This is a genomic window from Paraburkholderia sp. EG286A (assembly GCF_040965375.1).
Classification (GTDB): Bacteria; Pseudomonadota; Gammaproteobacteria; order Burkholderiales; family Burkholderiaceae; genus Paraburkholderia.
The window spans coordinates 655,430-680,031 of record NZ_JBFRCB010000003.1 but is presented as its reverse complement, the minus strand read 5'-3'; the positions used below and the strand labels follow the sequence as shown (position 1 = coordinate 680,031).

Annotated in this window: 21 protein-coding genes and 1 tRNA gene; 17 read left to right on the top strand and 5 right to left on the bottom strand. The window is 64.4% G+C overall.

The features are described from left to right. Nucleotides 1-498: 498 nt before the first annotated feature. The 3 genes from AB4Y35_RS15815 (at nucleotide 499) to AB4Y35_RS15805 (ending at nucleotide 3,435) form a co-directional block, all read left to right on the top strand. A complete protein-coding gene (locus tag AB4Y35_RS15815) occupies nucleotides 499-1,563 on the top strand; it encodes a glycosyltransferase family 4 protein (RefSeq protein WP_368705023.1) in 1,065 nt (354 codons plus the stop codon). A 335-nt stretch (nucleotides 1,564-1,898) separates the two neighbouring features. Continuing rightward, the gene (locus tag AB4Y35_RS15810) at nucleotides 1,899-2,879 is read left to right on the top strand and encodes a hypothetical protein (RefSeq protein ID WP_368705022.1); all 981 of its coding nucleotides are present in this window, start codon (nucleotides 1,899-1,901) and stop codon (nucleotides 2,877-2,879) included. 91 nt (nucleotides 2,880-2,970) lie between these two features. Next, the gene (locus tag AB4Y35_RS15805; protein WP_368705021.1) at nucleotides 2,971-3,435 is read left to right on the top strand and encodes a DUF2214 family protein; all 465 of its coding nucleotides are present in this window, start codon (nucleotides 2,971-2,973) and stop codon (nucleotides 3,433-3,435) included. Between the two features lie 189 nt (nucleotides 3,436-3,624). On the opposite strand, the gene AB4Y35_RS15800 is transcribed toward AB4Y35_RS15805, so the two are convergent. The 4 genes from AB4Y35_RS15800 to AB4Y35_RS15785 all read right to left on the bottom strand — a co-directional run bounded on the left by AB4Y35_RS15800 (nucleotide 3,625) and on the right by AB4Y35_RS15785 (nucleotide 5,892). Next, nucleotides 3,625-3,699 (bottom strand) — tRNA-Val (locus AB4Y35_RS15800). Nucleotides 3,700-3,747: 48 nt separating this feature from the next. Next, nucleotides 3,748-4,494 carry a DNA polymerase III subunit epsilon gene (gene dnaQ, locus AB4Y35_RS15795; protein WP_368686593.1) on the bottom strand — a complete coding sequence of 249 codons (747 nt, stop codon included), beginning with the start codon at nucleotides 4,492-4,494 and terminating at the stop codon, nucleotides 3,748-3,750. A 58-nt stretch (nucleotides 4,495-4,552) separates the two neighbouring features. Beyond that, nucleotides 4,553-5,002 (bottom strand): ribonuclease HI, encoded by a 450-nt coding sequence (rnhA, locus tag AB4Y35_RS15790; protein ID WP_324160204.1) that lies wholly within the window; start codon nucleotides 5,000-5,002, stop codon nucleotides 4,553-4,555. Continuing rightward, complete coding sequence (locus AB4Y35_RS15785) at nucleotides 4,999-5,892, bottom strand: class I SAM-dependent methyltransferase (protein ID WP_368705020.1); 894 nt, start codon at nucleotides 5,890-5,892, stop codon at nucleotides 4,999-5,001. The genes rnhA and AB4Y35_RS15785 overlap by 4 nt, the downstream gene beginning before the upstream one ends. A gap of 20 nt (nucleotides 5,893-5,912) precedes the next feature. Between AB4Y35_RS15785 and gloB the strand changes: the two genes are divergently transcribed. The 6 genes from gloB (at nucleotide 5,913) to AB4Y35_RS15755 (ending at nucleotide 14,920) form a co-directional block, all read left to right on the top strand. Next, complete coding sequence (gloB, locus tag AB4Y35_RS15780; protein WP_368705019.1) at nucleotides 5,913-6,749, top strand: hydroxyacylglutathione hydrolase; 837 nt, start codon at nucleotides 5,913-5,915, stop codon at nucleotides 6,747-6,749. Nucleotides 6,750-6,903: 154 nt separating this feature from the next. Further along, nucleotides 6,904-8,547: a transglycosylase SLT domain-containing protein gene (locus AB4Y35_RS15775; RefSeq protein ID WP_368705018.1), complete on the top strand. Its 1,644-nt coding sequence runs from the start codon at nucleotides 6,904-6,906 to the stop codon at nucleotides 8,545-8,547. Nucleotides 8,548-9,161: 614 nt separating this feature from the next. Beyond that, on the top strand, nucleotides 9,162-10,301 hold the full coding sequence (carA, locus tag AB4Y35_RS15770; protein ID WP_368699171.1) for a glutamine-hydrolyzing carbamoyl-phosphate synthase small subunit: 1,140 nt from the start codon (nucleotides 9,162-9,164) through the stop codon (nucleotides 10,299-10,301). A 141-nt stretch (nucleotides 10,302-10,442) separates the two neighbouring features. Then, nucleotides 10,443-13,697: a carbamoyl-phosphate synthase large subunit gene (carB, locus tag AB4Y35_RS15765; protein WP_368705017.1), complete on the top strand. Its 3,255-nt coding sequence runs from the start codon at nucleotides 10,443-10,445 to the stop codon at nucleotides 13,695-13,697. Between the two features lie 218 nt (nucleotides 13,698-13,915). After that, nucleotides 13,916-14,392: a transcription elongation factor GreA gene (gene greA / locus AB4Y35_RS15760; RefSeq protein ID WP_042261359.1), complete on the top strand. Its 477-nt coding sequence runs from the start codon at nucleotides 13,916-13,918 to the stop codon at nucleotides 14,390-14,392. An 87-nt stretch (nucleotides 14,393-14,479) separates the two neighbouring features. Further along, on the top strand, nucleotides 14,480-14,920 hold the full coding sequence (locus tag AB4Y35_RS15755) for a DUF4149 domain-containing protein (protein ID WP_368705417.1): 441 nt from the start codon (nucleotides 14,480-14,482) through the stop codon (nucleotides 14,918-14,920). Between the two features lie 75 nt (nucleotides 14,921-14,995). Here the strand turns inward: AB4Y35_RS15755 and AB4Y35_RS15750 are convergent, their stop codons facing one another. After that, nucleotides 14,996-15,541, bottom strand: a complete 546-nt coding sequence (locus tag AB4Y35_RS15750; RefSeq protein ID WP_368699169.1) for a YhbY family RNA-binding protein — start codon at nucleotides 15,539-15,541, stop codon at nucleotides 14,996-14,998. A gap of 275 nt (nucleotides 15,542-15,816) precedes the next feature. Between AB4Y35_RS15750 and AB4Y35_RS15745 the strand changes: the two genes are divergently transcribed. The 8 genes from AB4Y35_RS15745 to pstA all read left to right on the top strand — a co-directional run bounded on the left by AB4Y35_RS15745 (nucleotide 15,817) and on the right by pstA (nucleotide 24,589). Further along, entirely contained in the window at nucleotides 15,817-16,479 is a 663-nt protein-coding gene (locus AB4Y35_RS15745) for an RlmE family RNA methyltransferase (protein WP_368686721.1), read from the top strand. Between the two features lie 198 nt (nucleotides 16,480-16,677). Continuing rightward, nucleotides 16,678-18,564 (top strand): ATP-dependent zinc metalloprotease FtsH, encoded by a 1,887-nt coding sequence (gene ftsH, locus AB4Y35_RS15740; protein ID WP_133183568.1) that lies wholly within the window; start codon nucleotides 16,678-16,680, stop codon nucleotides 18,562-18,564. Between the two features lie 119 nt (nucleotides 18,565-18,683). Then, a complete protein-coding gene (gene folP / locus AB4Y35_RS15735; RefSeq protein WP_368705416.1) occupies nucleotides 18,684-19,589 on the top strand; it encodes a dihydropteroate synthase in 906 nt (301 codons plus the stop codon). Between the two features lie 99 nt (nucleotides 19,590-19,688). Further along, entirely contained in the window at nucleotides 19,689-21,041 is a 1,353-nt protein-coding gene (gene glmM, locus AB4Y35_RS15730) for a phosphoglucosamine mutase (RefSeq protein WP_368705016.1), read from the top strand. A gap of 56 nt (nucleotides 21,042-21,097) precedes the next feature. Continuing rightward, nucleotides 21,098-21,367, top strand: coding sequence for a hypothetical protein (locus tag AB4Y35_RS15725; RefSeq protein WP_368705015.1), 270 nt, complete (start codon nucleotides 21,098-21,100; stop codon nucleotides 21,365-21,367). A 98-nt stretch (nucleotides 21,368-21,465) separates the two neighbouring features. Continuing rightward, nucleotides 21,466-22,497 (top strand): phosphate ABC transporter substrate-binding protein PstS, encoded by a 1,032-nt coding sequence (pstS, locus tag AB4Y35_RS15720; RefSeq protein WP_368686586.1) that lies wholly within the window; start codon nucleotides 21,466-21,468, stop codon nucleotides 22,495-22,497. Nucleotides 22,498-22,709: 212 nt separating this feature from the next. Further along, on the top strand, nucleotides 22,710-23,696 hold the full coding sequence (pstC, locus tag AB4Y35_RS15715) for a phosphate ABC transporter permease PstC (RefSeq protein ID WP_342921887.1): 987 nt from the start codon (nucleotides 22,710-22,712) through the stop codon (nucleotides 23,694-23,696). Next, a complete protein-coding gene (pstA, locus tag AB4Y35_RS15710; protein ID WP_368705014.1) occupies nucleotides 23,693-24,589 on the top strand; it encodes a phosphate ABC transporter permease PstA in 897 nt (298 codons plus the stop codon). Before pstC ends, pstA begins: the two co-directional genes overlap by 4 nt. Nucleotides 24,590-24,602: the final 13 nt, after the last annotated feature.

Below are 24,602 nucleotides of genomic sequence, written 5' to 3'. Positions count from 1 at the left end.
GCATTCGGAAAAGCGCTGTGCTTGCTCGCAACACGCTGTCCGCCGGTTGCGAACCAGGAAACGGGCAGGATCGATTCATGCGCACAAGGGCCGCGACAATCTCGCGCAGTTGCTTCCTGCAGCGCAGCACCCAATCTAGAACTCTCTTGGAAAACAATGGGTTGCGGAGTGTTTCCGGTTTGTAACAACGTAAAGACTTTGAAATGATCTAGCCGGTATTTACCCTGGACCGGGATAATGCCGACTCGGACAGCGTAGGGAAATTGACAGCTTCTGTGTCAACGGCCGCGAACCCTGCGCGTTTACCGCCTGAACCGCCGCGTGTGCGCTCTCTTGCCGCTTCACAACTGCGTCGGGTCTGTGTCCGGATTTCCGGCGCGGTTAGCGGTATGGAACGCCTGTAAGGCGCGTGGCGACAAGGAAGCCGCAGCCTGCATAGGTCGATTGTCAAATTTGCAGTCTATTGCCCGATTTATTACGAGGAAGGAGTTCACCACTATGCGAATCGCTCAAATCGCTCCGTTGCACGAGGCGGTTCCTCCCAAGCTGTACGGCGGCACGGAACGGGTGGTCTCCTACCTGACCGAAGCGCTGGTCGAACAGGGCCACGACGTCACGCTGTTCGCCAGCGGCGATTCGATCACCTCGGCAAAGCTCGAAGCGTTCTGGCCGCAGGCATTGCGCCTCGACCCCACGATTCGCGACGTGATGGCTCCGCACATGCTGCTGCTCGAAGAAGTTCGCCGCCGCGCGGACGAGTTCGACGTGCTGCACTTCCACATCGACTACTACCCGTTCTCGCTGTTCCAGCGCCAGCCGGTGCCGTTCGTCACGACCATGCACGGCCGTCTGGACCTGCCCGAACTGCAGCCGGTGTTCAGCGCGTTCAACGACGTGCCGGTGGTGTCGATCTCGGACAACCAGCGTATTCCGCTGCAGCAGGCCAACTGGCAGCAGACCGTGTACCACGGCCTGCCGGAAGACGTGCTCACGCCGATCCCGAACGTCGAGCCGGGCTACCTCGCATTCCTCGGCCGCGTTTCGCCGGAGAAGGGTCTTGACCGCGCGATCCGCATCGCCGGCCAGGCAGGCATGAAGCTCAAGGTCGCCGCCAAGATCGACAAGGCCGACCGCGCCTACTACGAAGAAGTCATCAAGCCGCTGATGGCGTTGCCGCATGTCGAGTACATCGGCGAAATCGGCGAGCACGAAAAGCGCGAGTTCCTCGGCAATGCACATGCACTGGTGTTCCCGATCGACTGGCCGGAGCCCTTCGGCCTCGTCATGATCGAAGCCATGGCTTGCGGTACGCCGGTCATCGCGTTCAAGCGCGGCTCGGTGCCGGAAGTCATCGAGAACGGCGTGTCGGGCTTCGTCGTGGAAGACGAAATCAGCGCAGTCGCGGCGGTCAAGCGCCTGTCGACACTGTCGCGCGAGAAGGTGCGCGGCGCGTTCGAGGCACGCTTCTCGTCGAAGGTGATGGCACGCAACTACGTGGCCGTGTACGAAGAACTGCTGCGCCAGAAGCATCGCACCGTGCTGCGCGAAGTCAACGCCGGCTAAGGTACGTACTGAAAGCGGACGCGCTGCGGCGCGCCCGGTTTTCCCGCTGTTCCCCAACGCCCCGGTGCAATGCACCGGGGCGTTGTCACATTCGCGGCGGCGGCGGGTGAGGCGCACGCTTAATGTCCCTATAATGGCCGTGCCGTAAAATCCGCGGCGCCCACGAAAGCGTGCTTTGCATGGGACCGGAGTGACGTGCCAAAGCGCGAACTCTGGTCGACAGCTTTGCATGGGACCGGAGCAAGACGCTAAAGCGTCGACTCCGGGCAACAGCTATGCATGGGACCAGAGTAAGACGCTAAAGCGTCGACTCTGGTCGACAGAGGAGAATACCCTTGGCCAGAACCCGACCGACGCCCACGGCCACCGTACCCGGTGCCGGGACGCTTTTCGCGCTGCGCGCGATCGGGCTCGTGATCCTCGCGCGCTGGCTGCACTCCATGGCGCAAATGAACTTCGTCGCCGCGCTGGAAGGCATGGCGTCGTCGCCGGCGGCGAGCCTGAATCTCGTCTTCCTGTTTCTGCTGATCGTGCTGCCGGGCGCCAGGGCGCGCGTCGAGCGGCCGTTTCACCCGCTGCCCCAGTGGCTGCGTCAGGCGCTGCGCTTTTTCGGCGTGCTCGGCTTCTTGTTCGCAATCGGCTCGATCGGCGTGTTCGTCTGGACCGCCGGCTGGCGGCGCACCTTCCACGCCGTGGCCGACACCAACGGCTGGCTCGTGGCCGCGCCCGCGCTCTATGCGGCCGTGGTCTGGATCTGCCGGCCGCGCGCGCTCTGGCGCAGCAACTTCGCGGCGCGGCGCTTCGCGATCGGCCGCTTCGCCGTCTCGATCGATGCCGCGACGCGCACGACGGTCGTCTGGCAGGAGAGCCGCAAGGTCGGTCAGTACGATGCCCGCGAACTGTCGGTGCGCTGGCTCTCCGGCGCGCCGCAGGGCGGGGCCGTTGCGTCCGGACCCGCGCTCTTGCCCGCGCCGCCGCAGACCGACGATCCTGCGCCCGCGGGTGGCGTCGCCGAACCGGTTGCTGCTTCGGATGCCGCGAATTCGGTGGATTCCGCGGATTCCACCGCGGCGCTGGGGGCCGGCCAGTCTGCGGTCACGCCTGAGCCGGGCGCGCCCGCTGCGCAGCGGCCGGCATCCGCATCCGCTGCTGCGGCGCCTGCGGGCAAGCCTGCGCGCCGCGCAAAGATCGAATTGCTCTGGGATTCGCCCGCTGCGGCAGGCCACAACCGTCAGACTGTGTTTCGCGTGGGGCTCGCCTCCGAAGGCGACCGCACGGCTGCACGCGCCCTCGACGCCGCGCTCAGGCAGGCCTGACGACCCGCGGCCCGGCCGCATTGCGCGCCGTCCGCGCGCTAGCCGCTTTACCATTGCTTGCCGTTCCTGTCGTCTACCGGAAGGAGTTGCAATGCTGATACGCTGGTTGCTCGCCGCCGTTCATCTGCTCGCCTTCGGCTTCGCGCTCGCTTCGATCCTGCGGCGCACGCGCGGCCTGCGCCGCTGCACGTCGACCGAAGACCTGCCGATGATCTTCAGCGCCGACAACGGCTGGGGCGGCTCGGCGGTCGTCCTGATCGTCACTGGCGCCATGCGTGCGTTCGGTGGTTTCGAGAAGGGCGCCGAGTACTACATCCACGAACCGCTCTTTCTCGTCAAGATGGCCGCGCTCGTGCTGATCCTTCTGCTCGAGATCGTCCCCATGATGGCGCTGCTGCGCTGGCGCCTCGCCGTGCGGCGCGGCGACGTGCCGGATCTCACCGGCGCGCCGAAATACGCACTTATTGGCAGATGGCAGACGCTCTTGCTCGTCGTGATGGTGTTCGCGGCCACGGGCATGGCGCGCGGCATCGGTCTCGATGCCGGCGGCGAGTAGGGCGCACTCAGGTCGTCAATTTCGTCGCGAAACAGAAAACCCGTTCTATTGGTTGATTCGGATTGCTGACAGTGAAACGCGCCGAATGGATGTTTCGTGCAAAGCCGAAACCCAAAGCAAAAGGCCTCGTTGCTTTCGCAACGAGGCCTTTTATTCTTCGGTGTCTGTCGTTACCAACACCAGGAATTCTGGTGGGTAGTACTGGGATCGAACCAGTGACCCCTGCCGTGTGAAGGCAGTGCTCTACCGCTGAGCTAACCACCCGAAGAGATTGAGATTATGCAGGGTGTTTTCGATCTTGTAAAGCCCTTTTTAAGCATTTTGCGCATCGGCCGCATTGGCTTCGGCGGGAGCCGGCTCGGTGCGCCAAACCGATGTCCCCTTGATCGCCTTGTCGAGACCGTCGAGCACGGCGTTGTGTTCGGCGATTTCTTCGTCGCTCGCCATGATCACCGGCAGATCGATCGACCCGAGCTGGATGCGCGGCGCGGCGGCCGCACCGGGCGCGGCGTGCTCGCCCAGCATGTCGATGACGAGGCTTTCCTGGCCGCGCGTCATCGCGAGATACACCTCGGCGAGCAGCTCCGAGTCGAGCAGCGCGCCGTGCAGCGTGCGGTGCGCGTTGCTGATGCCGAAGCGGTCGCACAGGGCGTCGAGCGAGTTGCGCTTGCCGGGGAAGATCTGCTTGGCCTGCACGAGCGTGTCGATCACCTCGCCGCAGTGCTCCTTGAACCCCGGCTTGCCGACCAGCGCGAGTTCGGCGTCGAGAAAGCCGATGTCGAACGGCGCGTTGTGGATGATGATGTCCGCGTCGCGAATGAAGTCGAGGATCTCGTCCGCGACTTCGGCGAACTTCGGCTTGTCGGAGAGAAACTCGGTCGTGAGGCCGTGCACGGCGAGTGCGCCCGGGTCGCTGTCACGCTCCGGGTTCACGTAGAAGTGCAGGTTGTTGCCCGTGAGCCGGCGGTTCACCAGCTCGACGCAGCCGATTTCGATGATGCGGTCGCCCGTGCGGGCGTTCAGGCCGGTGGTTTCGGTATCGAGAATGATCTGGCGCATGTCTTGTAAGGCGTGAAAGCGTGAGGCAGCCGCGAAGCGGTCCTGGAAAGCCGCGGTCTCAGAGTTCGGCGAGCGTGGCGACGCCGCGGTTCGCGAGCGCGTCGGCGCGCTCGTTCTCCGGGTGGCCGGCGTGACCCTTCACCCAGCGCCACTCGATCTCGTGCTGGGCGACGAGCGAGTCGAGGCGCTTCCAGAGGTCGTCGTTCTTGACCGGCGTTTTGGCGGCCGTCATCCAGTTTTTCTTCTTCCAGCCGTGAATCCACTCGCTGATGCCTTTTTGCACGTACTGCGAGTCGGTGTGCACGATCACCTTGCACGGGCGCTTGAGCGCTTCGAGCGCGGCAATCACGCCCATCAGCTCCATGCGGTTGTTGGTCGTGCCGGCCTCGCCGCCGAACAGTTCTTTTTCCTGCGCGCCAAAGCGCAGCAGCGCGCCCCAGCCGCCGGGGCCGGGGTTGCCCTTGCAGGCGCCGTCCGTGAAGATTTCGACGAAGTCGGGTGTGCTCATGAGTCCTTGTTGCGTGTTGGGGAAGGCGTGGTCGCCGCGGGCTTCAGGCTCGCGGCCAGCACCGGCTTCTTGACCTTCAGTGGGCCGACGAGGCGCATGCCGCGCACGCGCTTGATCGCCGTCACCATATAGATAGCGCCGAAAATCGGCCACCAGCGGTCGCCGGCGGCTTCCATGAAGCCGTAGCGGCCGAGCCACTTGTCCGTCGCGAGCGGCGGACGATAGCAGCCGAAGCGCCCGCGTTCAAGCTCGAAGCCAAGCAGCTTGATCCAGTCTTTCAGGCGCGTGAAGGCGATCAGGTCCTGGCGCGCGGGCAGGAACGGATGGCCGGTCAGCTTGCCGACTGACTGGCGCGCACCCCACAGCGAAAGCGAGTTGAAGCCGACGATCAGCAGTTGCCCTTCGGGCATCAGCACACGTTCGGCTTCGCGCAGCAGACGGTGCGGGTCGCTCGTGAATTCGAGCGTGTGCGGCATCACGATGAGGTCGACGCTCTGCGCCTCGAACGGCAGATCGAGAAAGTCGCACCAGACGGTGCTGCGGCCCGCGGGCGCGTGAAGCAACGTGCTACCGTCCGCAGCCGGGGCGCGGTCTGGGGTTGCGCCGCCCGCGTCGGGCGACGGTTGCCCGCCGTTCGGGTGCGCATGGGCCGCCGCGCCGGGTACGGAGTAGGGCGCGCTCGCGGCGCTGGCGGCGTCGAGCACGAGGCCGCGGCACGACATGCGGTTCTCGCGCAGGGCGTCGAGCTGCGGCAGGCCGAGCTGCAGCGCATGGTAGCCGAAAGCGTTCGACACCACGCGGTCGAGCTGCTCCTGCTCCCAGCCGAGCACATACCTGCCAGCGGGTGAGGCGGTCCAGGCGGGCCAGTCTATAATCAATCGGTCAGACATGTCGAAGAATACGTCGCCCCATGAAGAGTCCGCTTGAGTACGCGCGTTCGAGCGATGCGTGCGCCTACGAGTACGTACCGGTTCCGGCGTTTGAAGACAATTACATCTGGGTCGTTTCGGACGGCCAGAATGCCGTTGCCGTCGATCCGGGCGACGCCGCTCCGGTTCGCGCGTACCTCGCGAAGCGCGGCTGGCGGCTCGTCGCTATTTTACTCACCCATCACCACAACGACCATGTCGGCGGTGTGGCGGATCTGCTCGCCGACGCCCGCGTGCCCGTATATGGCCCGGCCGGCGAGGCGCTCGGCCCGCTCGATGCGTTCGTCACGCGCGTGAAGGGCGGCGACGCCGTCCATCTGGATGCACCCGCGCTCGACCTGACGGTGATCGACGTGCCTGGCCATACGCGTGGCCACATTGCTTATTTCCAGGCAGCGCATGCCGCCGGCACGCCTCACGTGTTCTGCGGCGACACGCTCTTTGCCTGCGGCTGCGGCCGCCTCTTCGAGGGTACGCCCGCGCAGATGCTCGACTCGCTCGACGCGCTCGCGGCGCTGCCCGGCAATACCCATGTGCATTGCGCACACGAATACACGTTGTCGAACATTCGCTTCGCGCTCGCCTGCGATCCCGAGAACGCCGATCTGCGCGACTGGAGCCGCGAGGCGGCGGCGCTGCGCGAGCGCGGTGTACCGACGCTGCCCACGACGATCGCGCACGAGCGCGCCGTCAATCCTTTCCTGCGCGCGGGCGATGCGGCGGTGCAAGCTGCGCTCACCGAAGCGCTGCACGAATCGGTGCCGGACCGGCTGGCGGCTTTCGCAATGATGCGTGAATGGAAGAATCGGTTCCGCTGACCCAGCAGGGTCAGGGGGTATGCTCAACCCAATCGTATGGAATCACGCCCAAGCTGCGGATTTCATGGCTTTTTTTCCAATAATTCCGATTGACGGAAACGGACGCGTTCCGTACTATCGGCTGCAAATTCCAGCCATGCGGATGTAGATTTTCATGCGATTCATAATCAGTGCGCTGCTGGTCCTCATGCTCGCCGCCTGTGCGAGCGGGGGACCGTCTGCGACTTCTCTAGCACCAGCCAACGCCCAGGCGAACGCCGACCTCATTCGTAAGACCTCCGCTGCGAAAGAAACCATTAACGTCGATCAAGGCTCCGTCGATCAGCTGACGAGTCCCGACGCCGATCTCTGGGCGCGCATTCGCCGCGGCTTCCAGATGCCCGACCTGCAGAGCGACCTCGTCGACATGAACGCCAACTGGTACGCCCAGCGGCCCGACTACGTCGCGCGCATGACCGAGCGTTCGCAGAAGTACCTCTATCACATCGTCGAAGAGCTCGAGGCGCGTCACATGCCGACCGAGCTCGCCCTGCTGCCGTTCATCGAGTCCGCCTACAACCCGCAGGCGTTGTCGGTCGCGAAGGCCGCCGGCATGTGGCAGTTCGTGCCGGGCACGGGCCGCACCTACAACCTCAAGCAGAACATGTGGCAGGACGAGCGCCGCGACGTGCTGGCCTCCACCAGCGCCGCGCTCGACTATCTCTCGCGCCTGCACGACATGTTCGGCGACTGGTATCTCGCGCTGGCCGCCTACAACTGGGGTGAGGGCAACGTGCAGCGCGCCATCGCGCGCAACGAGGCGGCGGGCCTGCCGACCGACTACCAGAGCCTGCGCATGCCCAGCGAAACACGTAACTACGTGCCGAAGCTGCAGGCGGTCAAGAACATCGTGATGAACCCGCAGCAGTACGGGCTCACGCTGCCGTCCATTCCGAACCACCCGTATTTCGTGACGGTCACGACCTCGCACGACATCGATGTGGACGTCGCCGCCAAGCTCGCGAACATGACGACCGACGAGTTCCGCTCGCTCAACCCGTCGTTCAAGAAGCCCGTGATTCTCGGCGCGACCGATCCGCAGATCCTGCTGCCGTTCGACAACGCGAGCGCGTTCGAGCGCAACCTGAAGGCCTATTCCGGCCAGCTTTCGTCGTGGACCGTCTACACGACCGACTCGCGCGCCACGCCGGCGGCGATCGCGCAGAAGATCGGCGTGGACGCCGACACGCTGATGTCGGTGAACAAGATTCCGGCGGGCATGCGACTGAAGGCGGGCTCGACGCTCGTGGTGCCGCGCACCGACGACGGCGACGACGAGGACATCAGCGCCGACGTGGCGGAAAGCGCCGTGCTGGCCATGGAGCCGGACGTGCCCGACACGCGCAAGATGCTGATCCGCGTGCGCCGCAAGCAGTCGATGGAAGCGGTGGCGAGCCGCTATGGCGTGTCGCTCGGCCAGTTGAAGGCATGGAACAAGACCCGCCGCGACTACGTTGCGCCGGGCCAGGTGCTGGTGTTGCACGTGCCGGTCAACAAGGCGATGCCGAGCGAACCCGGGCCGGAGCGTCTGGCAACGAACGTTTCTGGTGCTGGCGTGCAGCGAATTGGCACCCGCGTTGCAGACACCGGGTCGAAGTCGCGATACGATAAGAAGCACGGTCGCGCGCGCACCGAGGTTGTCAAGGTTTCCGAACCTGTCAAGGCAAAGACGGTCAGCGCTGCGCCCAGCAAGGCGTCGAAGGGTGCGGCGAGCCGCCCGAAGGCCGAAACCCACACGCAGAAACACCATACAAAATAGCGGCTGGCGAAGGGTGCTCAAACATGCGTTGCGGGGGCAGCGCATGGTATTTCGCTCCGATCACTTTTCCGTTTTGTTGTGTTTGACGCCGTCACCCCGCCAGGTGGCGGCGTTTTCATTGGTGGGTGTGAGCGCAGACATGGGTAACAGGTGTGCGGGGAGATGGGTAACACTTCGGGCGGCGCCGAACGGGCGGCGCTTGCCGCCGCGCTCCCGCCCGCTATAGTGGAAAGGGCCGCGCACCGGGCTGCGAGCACGCTCCCCGTCGCCAGCGTCATCCTGAAATTTGAAGGAAAGGTGACTTTCGCGCTATAATTTCAAGGTTTGAGCTTATCAACCCGCACCCTAGCGCCTACCTCCTCCCATCCGTTCATCCGCCGCCCGCGCTTCATCGTCAACTGGCCGGCTGCCGCCCGATCCTGCGTCACAAACGCGCGCTCGTGGCCCGGCGCCACAACGGTCGACCGCACGAAGAGGTCGCGCAAGCGAGCGCGCCGCGCGCGCATCCTGATCCTTACGGAAAGGGGTGCCGACGCCGCAGCCGCTCCCACAGGTCGCAAGATCGCAACGTCGGATAACAGGTCGGCACAGGGTGCTCCCCCAAGGAGTCTCCCGTGTTGCCGTCATTCTCTCCCGCTCTGCTCGCGCTCGCCGACGGCACGGTCTTTCGTGGTTACTCGATCGGCGCGCCGGGTCATACGATCGGTGAAGTCGTGTTCAACACGGCCATCACCGGTTATCAGGAAATCCTGACCGACCCGAGCTACGCTCGCCAGATCGTCACCCTCACGTATCCGCATATCGGCAACGTCGGCGTCAACGCCGAAGATGTCGAAGCCACGAAAGTCCATGCCGCCGGTCTGATCATCCGCGACCTGCCCGTGCTCGCCTCGAACTTCCGCATGGAGCGCACGCTCGGCCAGTATCTGAAGGACGAAGGCGTGGTCGCCATCGCCGGCATCGATACGCGCAAGCTCACGCGTATCCTGCGCGACAAGGGCGCGCAGAACGGCGCGATCCTCGCAGGCTCCGACGACGAGGCGAAGGCCATCGAACTCGCGCGCTCGTTCCCGGGCCTCGCGGGCATGGACCTCGCCAAGGTCGTGTCGACCGGCAAGCCGTACCAGTGGAACACCACGGAATGGCGTCTGGGCGAAGGCTACCGCACGCAATCGGCGCCGAAGTACAAGGTCGTGGCGTTCGACTACGGCGTGAAGCAGAACATCCTGCGCATGCTGGCCGAGCGCGGCTGCGACGTCACGGTGCTGCCGGCGCAAGCTACGGCTGAAGATGCTTTCGCACTGAACCCGGACGGCGTGTTCCTCTCGAACGGCCCCGGCGACCCGGAACCGTGCGACTACGCGATCAAGGCGACGCAAGCTTTCATCGAGCGCGGCATCCCGACCTTCGGCATCTGCCTCGGCCACCAGATCATGGGTCTCGCCGTGGGCGCGAAGACCATGAAGATGAAGACGGGCCACCATGGCGCGAACCATCCGGTGAAGGATCTCGCCGACGGCCGCGTCGTCATCACGTCGCAGAACCACGGCTTCGCAGTGGACGCCGCGACGCTGCCCGCGAACACGCGCGTCACGCACGTTTCGCTGTTCGACGGCACGCTGCAAGGCTTCGAGTTGACCGACAAGCCCGCGTTCTGCTTCCAGGGCCACCCGGAAGCATCGCCGGGTCCGCAGGACATCGGCTATCTGTTCGACCGCTTCACGGCGCTGATGGACAAGGCCAAGGCGGCGTAAGCGCCGCCTCGAGCACAACAGCAGAGCAGGGTGCGCAGCGAGCCGGTTCGAAGAACGGCCCACGCGCGCACCCGGGCGGCAAGCTGGGTCACCCGCGAGCCGCCAGACGTACAAGACACAGGAATATTTAGCGAGAGCGTTATGCCCAAGCGGACAGACATCAAGAGCATTCTCATCATCGGCGCGGGTCCGATCATCATCGGCCAGGCGTGCGAGTTCGACTATTCGGGCGCGCAGGCATGCAAGGCGCTGCGTGAAGAAGGCTACAAGGTCATCCTCGTCAACAGCAACCCGGCGACGATCATGACCGACCCGAACACGGCCGACGTCACCTACATCGAGCCGATCACGTGGGAAGTGGTGGAGCGCATCATCGAGAAGGAGCGCCCCGACGCGATCCTGCCGACGATGGGCGGCCAGACCGCGCTGAACTGCGCGCTCGACCTGCACCACCACGGCGTGCTGAAGAAGTACAACGTCGAGCTGATCGGCGCGTCGCCGGAAGCCATCGACAAGGCCGAAGACCGCCAGAAGTTCAAGGACGCGATGACGAAGATCGGTCTTGGTTCGGCGAAGTCGGGCGTCGCGCACTCGATGGAAGAGGCGCTCAAGGTGCAAGGCGAGATCGCCGAAGCCACCGGCACGGGCGGCTACCCGGTCGTGATCCGTCCGTCGTTCACGCTCGGCGGCTCGGGCGGCGGCATTGCCTACAACCGTGAAGAGTTCGAAGAGATCTGCAAGCGCGGTCTCGACCTCTCGCCCACGCGCGAACTGCTGATCGAAGAATCGCTGCTCGGCTGGAAGGAATACGAGATGGAAGTGGTCCGCGACAAGGCGGATAACTGCATCATCGTCTGCTCGATCGAAAACCTCGACCCGATGGGCATCCACACCGGCGACTCGATCACGGTCGCGCCGGCGCAAACGCTCACGGACAAGGAATACCAGATCCTGCGCGACGCCTCGCTGGCGGTGCTGCGCGAGATCGGCGTGGATACGGGCGGCTCGAACGTGCAGTTCTCGATCGACCCGAAGACGGGCCGCATGATCGTGATCGAAATGAACCCGCGCGTGTCGCGTTCGTCGGCGCTGGCCTCGAAGGCCACGGGCTTCCCGATCGCCAAGGTCGCCGCGAAGCTGGCCGTGGGCTACACGCTCGACGAGCTCAAGAACGAAATCACGGGCGGCCAGACGCCGGCTTCGTTCGAGCCGACCATCGACTACGTCGTCACGAAGATTCCGCGTTTCGCGTTCGAGAAGTTCCGCGAAGCCGACCCGCGCCTCACCACGCAGATGAAGTCGGTGGGCGAAGTCATGGCGATCGGCCGTACGTTCCAGGAGTCGTTCCAGAAGGCGCTGCGCGGCCTCGAAGTCGGCGTGGACGGTCTGGACGAAAAGACCACCAGCCGCGACGAGATCATCCGCGAGATCGGCGAAGCCGGTCCGGACCGCATCTGGTACGTGGGCGACGCGTTCCGCGTGGGCATGACGCGCGAAGAGATCTTCGAAGAAACCGCGATCGACCCGTGGTTCCTGGCGCAGATCGAAGAGATCATCAAGAAGGAAGAGGCCTGCAAGGGCCGCACGCTCGAAAGCCTCTCGAAGGACGAGCTGCGTTTCCTGAAGCAAAGCGGTTTCTCGGATCGCCGTCTCGCGAAGCTGCTCGGCAGCAACGCCACGGATGTGCGCAAGCGCCGTATCGAACTGAACGTGCGCCCGGTCTACAAGCGCGTGGACACCTGCGCGGCCGAGTTCGCCACGAAGACCGCCTACATGTACTCGACCTACGAGGAAGAGTGCGAGGCCAACCCGACCAGCAACAAGAAGATCATGGTGCTGGGCGGCGGCCCGAACCGGATCGGCCAGGGCATCGAGTTCGACTACTGCTGCGTGCACGCCGCGCTCGCCATGCGCGAAGACGGCTACGAAACGATCATGGTCAACTGCAACCCCGAGACCGTTTCGACCGACTACGACACGTCCGACCGCCTGTACTTCGAACCGCTCACGCTCGAAGACGTGCTCGAAGTCGTGGACCTGGAAAAGCCGCTTGGCGTGATCGTGCAGTACGGCGGCCAGACGCCGCTGAAGCTCGCGCTCGACCTCGAGGCGAACGGCGTGCCCATCGTCGGCACGTCGCCGGACATGATCGACGCCGCCGAAGACCGCGAGCGTTTCCAGAAGCTGCTGCAGGACCTGAACCTGCGCCAGCCGCCGAACCGCACGGCACGCGCCGAAGACGAAGCGCTCAAGCTCGCCGACGAAATCGGCTACCCGCTCGTCGTGCGTCCGTCGTACGTGCTGGGCGGCCGCGCCATGGAAATCGTCCACGAGCCGCGCGACCTCGAGCGCTACATGCGCGAGGCCGTGAAGGTGTCGAACGACTCGCCGGTGCTGCTCGACCGCTTCCTGAACGACGCGATCGAATGCGACGTGGACTGCATCTCCGATGGCACGGACGTGTTCATCGGCGGCGTGATGGAGCACATCGAGCAAGCGGGCGTGCACTCGGGCGACTCGGCCTGCTCGCTGCCGCCGTACTCGCTGTCGCAGGAAACGGTCAACGAACTCAAGCGTCAAACGGCCGCAATGGCCAAGGCGCTGAACGTGGTCGGCCTGATGAACGTGCAGTTCGCGATCCAGCAGGTGCCGCAGGACGATGGTTCGAAGAAGGACATCATCTACGTGCTGGAAGTGAACCCGCGCGCTTCGCGTACCGTGCCGTACGTTTCGAAGGCGACCAGCCTGCCGCTCGCGAAGATCGCGGCGCGCGCCATGGTCGGCCAGAAGCTGGCGCAGCAGGGCGTGACGAAGGAAGTCGTGCCGCCGTACTTCAGCGTGAAGGAAGCGGTGTTCCCGTTCGTCAAGTTCCCGACCGTCGACCCGGTGCTCGGACCGGAAATGCGTTCCACGGGCGAAGTGATGGGCGTGGGCAAGACCTTCGGCGAAGCGCTGTTCAAGTCGCAGCTCGCAGCGGGCTCGCGCCTGCCGGAGTCGGGCACCGTCTTCATCACCGTGATGGACGCCGACAAGCCCAAGGCTGTCGAAGTCGCGCGCATGCTGCACGAACTCGGCTACCCGATCGTCGCCACGCGCGGCACGGCTGCCGCGATCGAGGCGGCCGGCGTGCCGGTGAAGGTCGTGAACAAGGTGAAGGACGGCCGTCCGCACATCGTCGACATGATCAAGAACGGCGAGATTTCGCTCGTCTTCACGACCGTCGACGAAACCCGCTCGGCGATCGCCGATTCGCGTTCGATCCGCATGAGCGCGCAGGCCAACAAGGTCACCTACTACACGACGATGTCGGGCGCACGCGCGGCCGTCGAGGGTCTGCGCTACCTGAAGAACCTGGAAGTCTATGATTTACAAGGCCTCCATGCTCGCCTAAACTAAGGCTTCAATTGTCTGTCTAACGCTCGACGAGGCAGGCTACAAAAGCTGAATGTGCCGCGGTTAAGCGGCGTCCCAACAGGGTTTTCAGGCTGCGCCAGACCGCGCGGCCGCCCTCGCGGGATGCACTTAACCGCGGAATTTTTTTATGGCCGCAACGCGCGCGACAAGCGTGCGTGGCGCGGCCTTCTTTAGGCCCTCGTGGGCCGTACGAGTTGTTTATGAGCACGATTCCCTTGACCAAGCGCGGTGCAGACCAACTCCGCGGAGAGTTGCAGCGCCTGAAATCCGTCGAGCGTCCGGCGGTCATCAATTCGATCGCGGAAGCGCGCGCGCAGGGCGATCTGTCGGAAAACGCGGAATACGACGCCGCAAAGGAAAAGCAGGGCTTCATCGAAGGCCGCATCGCCGAGATCGAGTCGAAGCTGGCGGCCGCGCAGATCATCGACCCGGCCACGCTCGAAGCGGACGGCCGCGTGGTGTTCGGCTCGACCGTGGATCTCGAAGACCTCGATTCGGGCAAGACGGTGACCTACCAGATCGTCGGCGACGACGAAGCCGATCTCGAGCACGGCCTGATCTCGGTCAGCTCGCCTATCGCCCGTGCGCTGATCGGCAAGTCCGAAGGCGATGTCGCCGAAGTGCAGGCCCCCGGCGGCGTGCGCGAGTACGAGGTCATCGAGGTTCGCTACGTCTGAGGGCGCGTCGACGTGAGTACTGCAAGCCACGTGGGTTCCGCCACTCCCGTTTCGCTCGTTCCGCACCGGCTCTTCGGGCTGCTCGCCATGCTGTGGGTCGGCAGCCAGCTGACCATCGGCTATGCGGTCGCGCCCGTACTGTTCGCGTCGCTCGAAAGGCCGGTGGCCGGCGAACTCGCCGCGCAGTTGTTTCGCCTCGAAGGCCTGATCGGCGTGGTGTGCGGCGTGCTGCTGCTCGGGCTCTCGAGCGTGCTCGTGCGCCGCGGCGCGTTGGGCTATCGCCGGCTGCGCTGGATTCTGGCCGTGATGCTGCTGTGCGTGCTGATCGGCTATTTCGCGCTGCAGCCGTTCATGAACGCGTTGCGCGTTCAGGCGATGAGCGCGGGCATGGACGTGGCCAGTTCGCCGTATGCGAGCCGCTTCGGCTTGCTGCACGGTGTGTCGAGCCTGTTCTATCTGGTGCAGAGCCTGCTGGGTGCGTGGCTCGTTTGGCTGCTGCCTTCGGCACGCGGCACGCTGGCGCAGTGAATGGAAACCGCGCCGCGCTGAAAGTGGCCTGAAGCCGGGTCAGGCAAAAAAAGCGCGGCTCGAAGGCCGCGCTTTTTACTTCGAACCCTGGTGGGCCCGCTTGGAACTGGTTTGGCGCTTCTTGGCGCGCTTGATGTTGCCGCCTTGCGTGACGCGCTCGTTGCCCTTGACCGTCACCTTTTGCGCCTTCGGCTTGCGCATGGGGTTGTCGCTGGCCTTGACGACCTTGACGGTGCGCGGCGCGGCGCCACGCTTGCCCGCTTCGCGCGCGCTCGGCACGTCGGCGGCCGGGCGCGACACGGTGCCGCGGGCGCCGGCGCGCGCAGTCGTGGCCTTCGCCCTGGCTTCCTCGGGCTTGTAGATGACGAGCAGCTTGCCGATGTGCTGGATCGGGGCGGCGCTCAGGCGGTCGCAGATCTCTTCGTAGATCGCGAGGCGCTCTTCGCGCTCGTCGCCGAACACGCGCACCTTGATGAGCTGGTGGGCGGCCAGGTGAACCTTGATTTCCTTGAGGACAGCGTCGGTCAGTCCCTCGGCGCCGATGAGCACGACCGGTTTGAGCGCGTGAGCCTGGGAGCGCAGCTCGGAGCGCTGTTCGGCGGAAAGAGTGAGGGCGGGCATGGGATGTGGCAGACTCGACTAAAATGACGGCGCCGCGCGGGTCGACAGGCGTGAATTGACAACCTGGGCAGACGTGGATTGCGGTCCGCGAAAAGCGGGCCGCCAGCGGGCAAAGCGCGTCGGAACAACGGAAAACCGTGGGGAACGGCAGGGCGCGGGCCAAAAAACGCCGGCGGAGCAACGAACATCCGGCCAGGCGGGCCGCGACGGCCGCACGAATAAAACGCGTATTATCCGCTAAAAGCGCGGAATCACGCAGCAAGAGTTCATCTTTAATGGCAAAAAATCGCTTCAACCAGTCGTGGCTGCACGACCATATCAACGATCCGTACGTGAAAATGGCGCAGCGGGAGGGCTATCGTGCCCGCGCTGCCTACAAGCTCAAGGAAATCGACGAGCAGGACAAGCTGATCCGCCCCGGCATGGTGATCGTGGACCTGGGCGCGGCGCCCGGCAGCTGGAGCCAGTACGCCCGCAACAAGCTCGCGCAGGGCACGAAGCGTGACGAAGAGCGGCAGGGTGGCATCGACGGCACGATCATCGCGCTCGATCTCCTGCCGATGGAACCCATCTCCGACGTGCAGTTCCTGCAAGGCGACTTCCGCGAGGACGACGTGCTCGCGCAACTGGAAGAATTGGTGGGCGGCCGCCCGGTCGACCTTGTAATTTCGGACATGGCGCCCAATCTCTCGGGGGTCGCGTCGGCCGATGCGGCGCGCATCGAGCACGTGTGCGACCTCGCGCTCGAGTTTTCGCAGAATCATCTGAAACCCGATGGAGCCCTTTTAGTCAAATGCTTCCACGGCAGCGGTTACAGTCAGATCGTCGAGAAGTTCAAGCAACAATTCAAGGTCGTGGCGGCGCGCAAACCGAAGGCTTCGCGTGATAAATCGTCCGAAACGTTTATATTGGGTAAACATCTGAAGCGTCCCTGTTAAACGGGGCATGATTGCCGTGCAAAAGGCGCAATCTGGTCGCAAAATGACCCCGAGAGGCGGTCAGGACAAGGCGCTCGGGCTATTCCTGCGGTAGCGAAACGTTATGGCAGGGGTCCGTGTACTGGATTAGAATGCTTTGGTGGTGTCGCAGTCGCAAGGCAAATGTAGGCGCCCATCTATGAGTGAAGGAGTGGTGCTTTGAACAACAACATGTTTTCGAAGGCAGCAGTGTGGCTGGTAATCGCACTGGTGCTGTTTACGGTGTTCAAGCAGTTCGACAAGCCCCGTGTCCAGGAAGGCGTTTCCTATTCGCAGTTCATGGACGACGCGAAGAACGGCAAGGTCAAGAGCGTCGTGGTGCAGGGGCGGAACCTCACGGTCACTCCGGCTGATGGCCAGAAATACCAGATCGTCTCCCCAGGCGACATCTGGATGGTCGGCGACCTGATGAAATATGGCGTGCAGGTGAGCGGCAAGGCTGACGAAGAGCCGAACGCGCTCGTTTCCGCGCTGTACTACCTCGGGCCGACCATACTCATCATCGTGTTCTGGTTCTACATGATGAGACAGATGCAGGGGGGCGGCAAAGGCGGGGCGTTCTCCTTTGGTAAATCGCGCGCCCGCCTGATCGACGAGAACAACAACGCGGTCAACTTCTCCGACGTCGCGGGCTGCGACGAAGCGAAGGAAGAAGTGTCCGAACTCGTCGACTTCCTGCGCGATCCGCAAAAATTCCAGAAGCTGGGTGGACGCATTCCGCGCGGCGTGCTGCTCGTCGGCCCTCCGGGTACGGGTAAGACGCTGCTGGCGCGCGCCATTGCCGGCGAAGCGAAGGTGCCGTTCTTCAGCATCTCGGGTTCGGACTTCGTCGAAATGTTCGTCGGCGTGGGCGCGGCCCGCGTGCGCGACATGTTCGAGCAAGCCAAGAAGCATGCGCCGTGTATCGTGTTCATCGACGAAATCGACGCGGTCGGCCGCCATCGTGGCGCCGGCATGGGCGGCGGCAACGACGAGCGCGAACAGACGCTGAACCAGATGCTGGTCGAGATGGACGGCTTCGAGGCGAACTCGGGCGTCATCGTGATCGCGGCAACCAACCGTTCGGACGTGCTGGACAAGGCGCTGCTGCGTCCGGGCCGTTTCGACCGCCAGGTCTACGTGGGCCTGCCGGACATCCGCGGCCGCGAGCAGATCATGAAGGTGCACCTGCGCAAGGTGCCGATCGCCAACGACGTGGATGCAGCGGTGATCGCACGCGGCACGCCGGGCTTCTCGGGCGCCGACCTCGCGAACCTCGTGAACGAAGCTGCGCTGTTCGCGGCGCGCCGCGGCAAGCGCATCGTCGAAATGCAGGACTTCGAAGACGCGAAGGACAAGATCTTCATGGGTCCGGAGCGCAAGTCAGCCGTCATTCGCGAGGAAGCGAAGCGCGCCACGGCGTACCACGAGTCGGGTCACGCGGTGATCGCGAAGCTGCTGCCGAAGGCGGACCCGGTGCACAAGGTCACGATCATCCCGCGCGGTCGCGCGCTGGGCGTGACGTGGCAGCTGCCCGAGCACGACAACGAAACGTACTCGAAGGACTATCTGCTGGATCGTCTGGCCATCCTGTTCGGCGGCCGTGTGGCGGAAGAGCTGTTCATGAACCTGATCAGCACGGGCGCCTCGGACGACTTCAACAAGGCCACGCAAACGGCTCGCGCCATGGTCACGCGCTTCGGCATGACCGACGCGCTCGGACCGATGGTCTACGCCGACGACGACAACGACGGTGGCCCGTTCGGCAAGGGCTTCACGCGTGCGATTTCGGAAGCGACGCAGCAGAAGGTCGACGCGGAAATCCGCCGCGTGCTCGACGAGCAGTACAACCTCGCGAAGCGCCTGCTCGACGAGAACCGCGACAAGGTCGAAGCCATGACCGCGGCCCTCATGGAGTGGGAAACGATCGACGCCGACCAGATCAACGACATCATGGCCGGCCGTCCGCCCCGCTCGCCGAAGAGCACGCCGTCGCCGGGCGACGCGTCGTCGGGCGGCAGCACGGGCACCGAGGTCAAGCCCGGTAGCGCGACCGCACCGGCGTGATCCTTATCGAGTAAAGTTGCGGGCCGGTGTGATGTTCACATCGGCCCGTTTTGCATTTCTGGCGTGCCGCTGTGCCGCCGCATCTCGTTACACATCTGACGTTTTCTGACGTGCCCAACATCTCCTCGCAAGGTAGTCTCCCACCTGAACCGCTCGCGTGCGGCCGCTTCACGCTGACGTTCGAGCGTCCGCTCGTCATGGGGATCCTCAACGCCACACCTGACTCGTTTTCCGACGGCGGTCGCTATATCGCGTTCGGCGACGCCTTGCGCCGCGCCGAGCAGATGATGCTCGACGGCGTCGATATCATTGACATCGGCGGTGAATCGACGCGCCCCGGCGCGCCGCCCGTGCCGCTCGACGAGGAACTCGAACGGGTGATTCCGCTGGTGGAAAAGCTCAAGGGCGCGAACGTGCCGCTGTCGATCGACACGTACAAGCCCGAAGTCATGCGCGCGGCGCTGGCGGCGGGCGCCGACATGATCAACGACATCTGGGGTTTCCGGATGCCCGGCGCGATCGAGGCCGTGCGCGAGAGCAACTGCGGGCTGTGCGTGATGCACATGCTCGGCGAGCCGCAGACGATGCAGCTGGGCGAGCCCGATTACGCGGACGTCGTGCGCGAGGTGCGCGAGTTTCTCGCCCGGCGTTGCGCCGAACTCGAAGCGGCGGGCGTGGCGAAGGCGCGTATCAGCGTGGATCCGGGCTTCGGCTTCGGCAAGTCGGTGGTCGAGCACAATTACGCGCTGCTCGCGCACCTGCCCGCGACGGCGCCCGAGGTTGCGGCAGGTGTCGCGCCGTATCCGATCCTGGCCGGCATGTCGCGCAAGTCGATGCTCGGCGCGCTCGTGAACCGGCCCGCGCCCGAGCGAGTGGCGGCGAGCGTCGGGGCGGCCGTGTGCGCGGCGGAGCGTGGTGCGGCGATCGTTCGCGTGCACGACGTGGCGCCCACCGTGGACGCACTCAAGGTCTGGGCGGCGATGCGCGACGCGATGTCCGCCGCTACGTCGGCTACACAAGACTGAGCCATCGCCCGGCAGAACGCCGGCGGGCGCGAAGTGCGCCGGAGCAAATCCAGGCGCCACAATACAGGACAAAGCAGCACCAAACCGAGGGGTAGAAAGATGGGACGTCGTTATTTCGGAACTGATGGGGTGCGTGGCAAGGTCGGCGAGGCGCCGATCACGCCCGATTTCGTGCTTCGGCTAGGCTATGCCGCGGGCAAGGTGCTCGCGGGGGCGGCTGCGGCATCCGGGCCGCGCCCGTCGGTGCTGATCGGCAAGGACACGCGTATTTCGGGCTATATGCTCGAAGCCTCCCTGGAAGCGGGGCTTTCGGCTGCGGGCATCGACGTGATGCTGGCCGGTCCGATGACGACGCCCGGCATCGCCTATCTCACGCGCGCGCTGCGGCTCGCCGCGGGCGTCGTGATCAGCGCGTCGCACAATCCCTACTACGACAACGGCATCAAGTTCTTCTCCGCCGACGGCAACAAGCTCCCCGACGAGGTGGAGACGCTGATCGAGGAGCAGCTCGAGCAGCCGCTCGCCTGCGCGCCGTCCGAGCAGCTTGGCCGCGCACGCCGCCTGCACGACGCGGGCGGCCGCTACATCGAGTTCTGCAAGAGCACGTTCCCGCAGGCGTTCAATCTGCGCGGCCTGAAGCTCGTGATCGATTGCGCCAACGGTGCGGCTTATGACATCGCGCCGCACGTGTTCCACGAGCTGGGCGCGGACGTGATTCCGATCGGGGTGTCGCCGAACGGTTTCAACATCAACGACGGCGTGGGCGCGACCGCGCCCGACGCGCTCGTGCGCGCGGTGCGTGCGAATCACGCGGACCTCGGCATCGCACTCGACGGCGACGCCGACCGGCTCCAGATCGTCGATGCCCAAGGCCGCCTCTACAACGGCGACGAGCTGCTCTACGTGCTCGTGAAGGACCGCATCGCGACCGACGGCAAGGTGGAAGGGGCGGTGGGCACGCTCATGACCAATCTCGCGGTGGAACAGGCGCTCGAAGGCCTCGGCGTGCAACTGGTGCGCGCGAACGTGGGCGACCGCTACGTGCTGGAGCAACTGCGCGAGCGCGGCTGGCAGCTCGGCGCGGAAGGATCGGGCCACATCCTGTCGCTCGACCGTCACACGACCGGCGACGGCATCGTCTCGGCGCTGCTCGTGCTCGCGGCGATGAAGCGCAGCGGCAAGACGATCGCGCAGCTCCTCGACGGCGTGAAACTATTTCCGCAGAAGCTCATCAACGTGCGCATCGCACAGGGCGCCGACTGGAAGGGCAACGCCGAGATCCAGCAGTCGATCGCTTCCGCCGAGGCGGAATTGAAGGGCAAGGGTCGTGTGTTGATTCGCGCCTCAGGGACGGAGCCGGTCCTGCGCGTGATGGTCGAAGCCCGCGAGGAGCGCGACACGATGCATTACGCCGAGGCGATCGCCAGCGTGGTGAAGCGTTCGATCGCGTGATCGCCGGCGAGTCAGTCGCGCAAACCGCGCGACTGGGTCGCGCCAGCACCAAACCGATGAGCACGACGTTGCAATCCGCCGTCGTGCTCATCTTTTTTTGCGATTTTTTCGGCGTCGCAACGCAAGCAGGCAAACGTTTAAAACAATCGAATAACGGTTTGCAAACGAATTTCGAGGAAATCCTCGAATTTTTTCATCGGACCCCTGGGCGTCCGCTAAACGCCCGCCTGGCGGGCTTTTTAGCTATCAAAGCACGTGCAGGCCATGCCGCAACCGCGCCTGCAAAATCGCCCAAAACGCATATCCACACGCCTTTCAGCCAGTAATCGAACTGTCACGTTCGCTTCATGAATCGTCACGGTACTGTCACAGAGACCCCCTAAGCTTCGCGGTGTCGTTCATCCGCTCACACACTGGAGGTCTCATGAAATTGATGCAAACCGCGCTCGCTGGCGTTGCTGGCGCGCTCTTCGCGATCGCAGCGCAGGCTGCTGACATCACCGGCGCGGGTAGCACCTTCGCAGCACCGATCTATACGAAATGGGCGGATGCCTATCAAAAGTCGGGCGGCGGCAAGGTCAACTACCAGGGCATTGGCTCGTCGGGCGGCATCAAGCAGATTCAAGCCAAGACCGTTGACTTCGCGGGCTCGGACGCTCCGCTGAAGGACGAGGATCTGGCCAAGGAAGGCCTGTTCCAGTTCCCGACGGTGGTCGGCGGCGTCGTGCCGGCGATCAACGTGCCGGGCGTGAAGCCGGGCGAGATCACCCTGTCGGGCCCGGTGCTCGGCGACATCTACCTCGGCAAGATCAAGAAGTGGAACGATCCGGCCATCGTCGCACTGAACCCGAAGGTCAAGCTGCCTGATCTCGACATCGCCGTGGTCCGCCGCGCCGACGGTTCGGGCACCAGCTTCATCTGGACGAACTACCTCTCGAAGGTCAACCCCGACTGGAAGAGCAAGGTCGGCGAAGGCACGACCGTGAACTGGCCGACGGGTACGGGCGGCAAGGGCAACGACGGCGTCGCAGCCTTCGTGCAGCGTCTGCCGGGCGCAATCGGCTACGTCGAGTGGGCGTACGCCAAGCAAAACCACATGGTCTACACTGCCATGAAGAACGAGTCGGGCGCTGTGGTTCAGCCGGACACCGAAACGTTCAAGGCAGCGGCCGCTGGCGCGGACTGGAAGAAGTCGTTCTACCAGATCCTCACGAACGAGCCGGGCAAGGACGCATGGCCGGTCGTCGGCGCGACCTTCGTGCTGCTGCACACGGCACAGGACAAGCCGGACCAGGGCAAGGAAACGCTCAAGTTCTTCGACTGGGCGTTCAAGAATGGCACGCCGGCTGCTGACAGCCTCGACTACATCTCGCTGCCGCAGTCGGTCGTGACCGAAATCAAGTCGCAGTGGAAGGAGAAGGTCAAGGACGCGAGCGGCAAAGCCATCGCTGAGTAAGCAAGGCGTCAGGCAAGCGTAAAAAAAGGCCGCCGCGTGACGCGCGCGGCCTGTTCGCTTGTGGCTTGCCTGAAACCGCGCTGTCCAAGATGTGCCGTCCGCCTTCCGGCTGAGTCGTCAGTATTAACGGCCGGAAGTCGGGCGATCTGCAGTCCCACGGCTGCATCAACGTCGTGAGCCCCACGCTCGCGGCAACTGGAACCCAGGTCACCATGTCCGACGTCCCGCTCGTGTCGAACCCGCCCGGCAACGCCGCGCAGCAAAAAGCGCCCAGCCCGGCAGGGGACATCATTTTTGGCGGCCTCGCACGCCTCGCCGCCATCGTCACGCTGTTGCTGCTCGGCGGCATCATCGTGTCGCTGATCATCGCCTCGTTGCCGACGATCCAGAAATTCGGTTTCGCATTCCTCTGGACTGCCGACTGGGATCCACCCAGCGAGCAGTTCGGCGCGCTCGTGCCCATCTACGGCACGATCGCCACCTCGATCATCGCGCTCATCATCGCCGTGCCCGTGAGCTTCGGCATCGCGCTGTTCCTCACCGAGCTTTCGCCCGCGTGGCTGCGCCGCCCGCTCGGCATCGCCATCGAACTGCTCGCCGCGATCCCGTCGATCGTCTACGGTATGTGGGGTCTGCTCGTGTTTGCGCCGATCTTCGCGCAGTGGTTCGAAAAGCCGCTCGGCTCGCTGCTCGGCGGCATGCCGATCGTCGGCGCGCTGTTCCAGGGCGCGCCCATCGGCATCGGCATTCTGTGCGCCGGCGTGATTCTCGCGATCATGATCATTCCGTATATCGCTTCGGTCATGCGCGACGTGTTCGAAGTCACGCCCGTGCTGCTCAAGGAGTCCGCCTACGGCATTGGCTGCACGACGTGGGAAGTGATGTGGAAGATCGTGCTGCCGTTCACCAAGACCGGCGTGATCGGCGGCGTGATGCTGGGTCTCGGCCGCGCGCTCGGCGAGACGATGGCTGTCACGTTCGTGATCGGCAATACGAACCTGCTCGACAACGTGTCGCTCTTTTCGCCGGGCAACAGCATCACCTCGGCGCTCGCCAACGAGTTCGCGGAAGCGAGCCCGGGCCTGCACACCGCCGCGCTGATGGAACTCGGCCTGATCCTTTTCGTGATCACGTTCATCGTGCTGTCGATCTCGAAGCTCATGTTGCTGCGCCTTGAAAAAGCGGAGGGTGCGCGATGAGCGAACCGATGATGAAAATTCCGGGTGCGATTTACGGCTCCGAACTGGATCGCATGCGCGACAAGCTGCAGCGCCGCCGCCGCGTGACCAATGCGATCGCGCTCACTTGCTCGCTCGCGGCGATGGCGTTCGGCATTATCTGGCTCGTGTGGATTCTCTACACGACGCTCTCGCTTGGCATCGGCGGCCTTTCGGTGGAACTGTTCACGCAGTCCACGCCGCCGCCGAACACCGACGGCGGCGGTCTCGCCAACGCCATCGTCGGCAGCTTGATGCTCGTTGCGATCGCAACGTTCGTCGGCACGCCGATCGGCATTCTCGCGGGCATCTATCTCGCGGAATACGGCCAGAAGAGCTGGCTCGCGAGCGTCACGCGCTTCATCAACGACATTCTGCTGTCGGCGCCTTCGATCGTCGTGGGCCTGTTCGTGTACGCGCTCGTCGTGGCGAAGATGGGGCACTTCAGCGGCTGGGCCGGCGCAATTGCGCTGGCGCTCCTGCAGGTTCCGATCGTGATTCGCACGACCGAGAACATGCTCAAGCTCGTGCCGAACAACCTGCGTGAAGCCGCATTCGCGCTCGGCACGCCGAAGTGGAAGATGGTGATGTCGATCACGCTGAAGGCATCGGTCGCCGGTATCGTGACGGGCGTGCTGCTGGCGGTTGCGCGTATCGCCGGCGAAACCGCGCCGCTGCTCTTCACCGCGCTGTCGAACCAGTTCTTCACCGCGAACATGAATCAACCGATCGCGAACCTGCCGGTCACGATCTTCAAGTTTGCGATGAGCCCGTTTGCGCAATGGCAGTCGCTTGCGTGGGCCGGCGTTTTCCTGATCACGCTGGGCGTGCTGGGTCTGAATATCCTCGCGCGCACGATCTTTTCGAACAAGTAAGCAAGGGCGGAGT

Excerpts from the sequence above, each read along its gene's own strand:
- AB4Y35_RS15815 (WP_368705023.1), top strand. The coding sequence starts at position 499 with ATGCGAATCGCTCAAATCGCTCCGTTGCACGAGGCGGTTCCTCCCAAG.
- AB4Y35_RS15805 (WP_368705021.1), top strand. The coding sequence starts at position 2,971 with ATGCTGATACGCTGGTTGCTCGCCGCCGTTCATCTGCTCGCCTTCGGC.
- dnaQ (WP_368686593.1), bottom strand. The coding sequence starts at position 4,494 with ATGCGCCAGATCATTCTCGATACCGAAACCACCGGCCTGAACGCCCGC.
- rnhA (WP_324160204.1), bottom strand. The coding sequence starts at position 5,002 with ATGAGCACACCCGACTTCGTCGAAATCTTCACGGACGGCGCCTGCAAG.
- AB4Y35_RS15785 (WP_368705020.1), bottom strand. The coding sequence starts at position 5,892 with ATGTCTGACCGATTGATTATAGACTGGCCCGCCTGGACCGCCTCACCC.
- gloB (WP_368705019.1), top strand. The coding sequence starts at position 5,913 with ATGAAGAGTCCGCTTGAGTACGCGCGTTCGAGCGATGCGTGCGCCTAC.
- AB4Y35_RS15775 (WP_368705018.1), top strand. The coding sequence starts at position 6,904 with ATGCGATTCATAATCAGTGCGCTGCTGGTCCTCATGCTCGCCGCCTGT.
- carB (WP_368705017.1), top strand. The coding sequence starts at position 10,443 with ATGCCCAAGCGGACAGACATCAAGAGCATTCTCATCATCGGCGCGGGT.
- greA (WP_042261359.1), top strand. The coding sequence starts at position 13,916 with ATGAGCACGATTCCCTTGACCAAGCGCGGTGCAGACCAACTCCGCGGA.
- AB4Y35_RS15755 (WP_368705417.1), top strand. The coding sequence starts at position 14,480 with ATGCTGTGGGTCGGCAGCCAGCTGACCATCGGCTATGCGGTCGCGCCC.
- AB4Y35_RS15750 (WP_368699169.1), bottom strand. The coding sequence starts at position 15,541 with ATGCCCGCCCTCACTCTTTCCGCCGAACAGCGCTCCGAGCTGCGCTCC.
- AB4Y35_RS15745 (WP_368686721.1), top strand. The coding sequence starts at position 15,817 with ATGGCAAAAAATCGCTTCAACCAGTCGTGGCTGCACGACCATATCAAC.
- glmM (WP_368705016.1), top strand. The coding sequence starts at position 19,689 with ATGGGACGTCGTTATTTCGGAACTGATGGGGTGCGTGGCAAGGTCGGC.
- AB4Y35_RS15725 (WP_368705015.1), top strand. The coding sequence starts at position 21,098 with ATGAGCACGACGTTGCAATCCGCCGTCGTGCTCATCTTTTTTTGCGAT.
- pstS (WP_368686586.1), top strand. The coding sequence starts at position 21,466 with ATGAAATTGATGCAAACCGCGCTCGCTGGCGTTGCTGGCGCGCTCTTC.
- pstC (WP_342921887.1), top strand. The coding sequence starts at position 22,710 with ATGTCCGACGTCCCGCTCGTGTCGAACCCGCCCGGCAACGCCGCGCAG.
- pstA (WP_368705014.1), top strand. The coding sequence starts at position 23,693 with ATGAGCGAACCGATGATGAAAATTCCGGGTGCGATTTACGGCTCCGAA.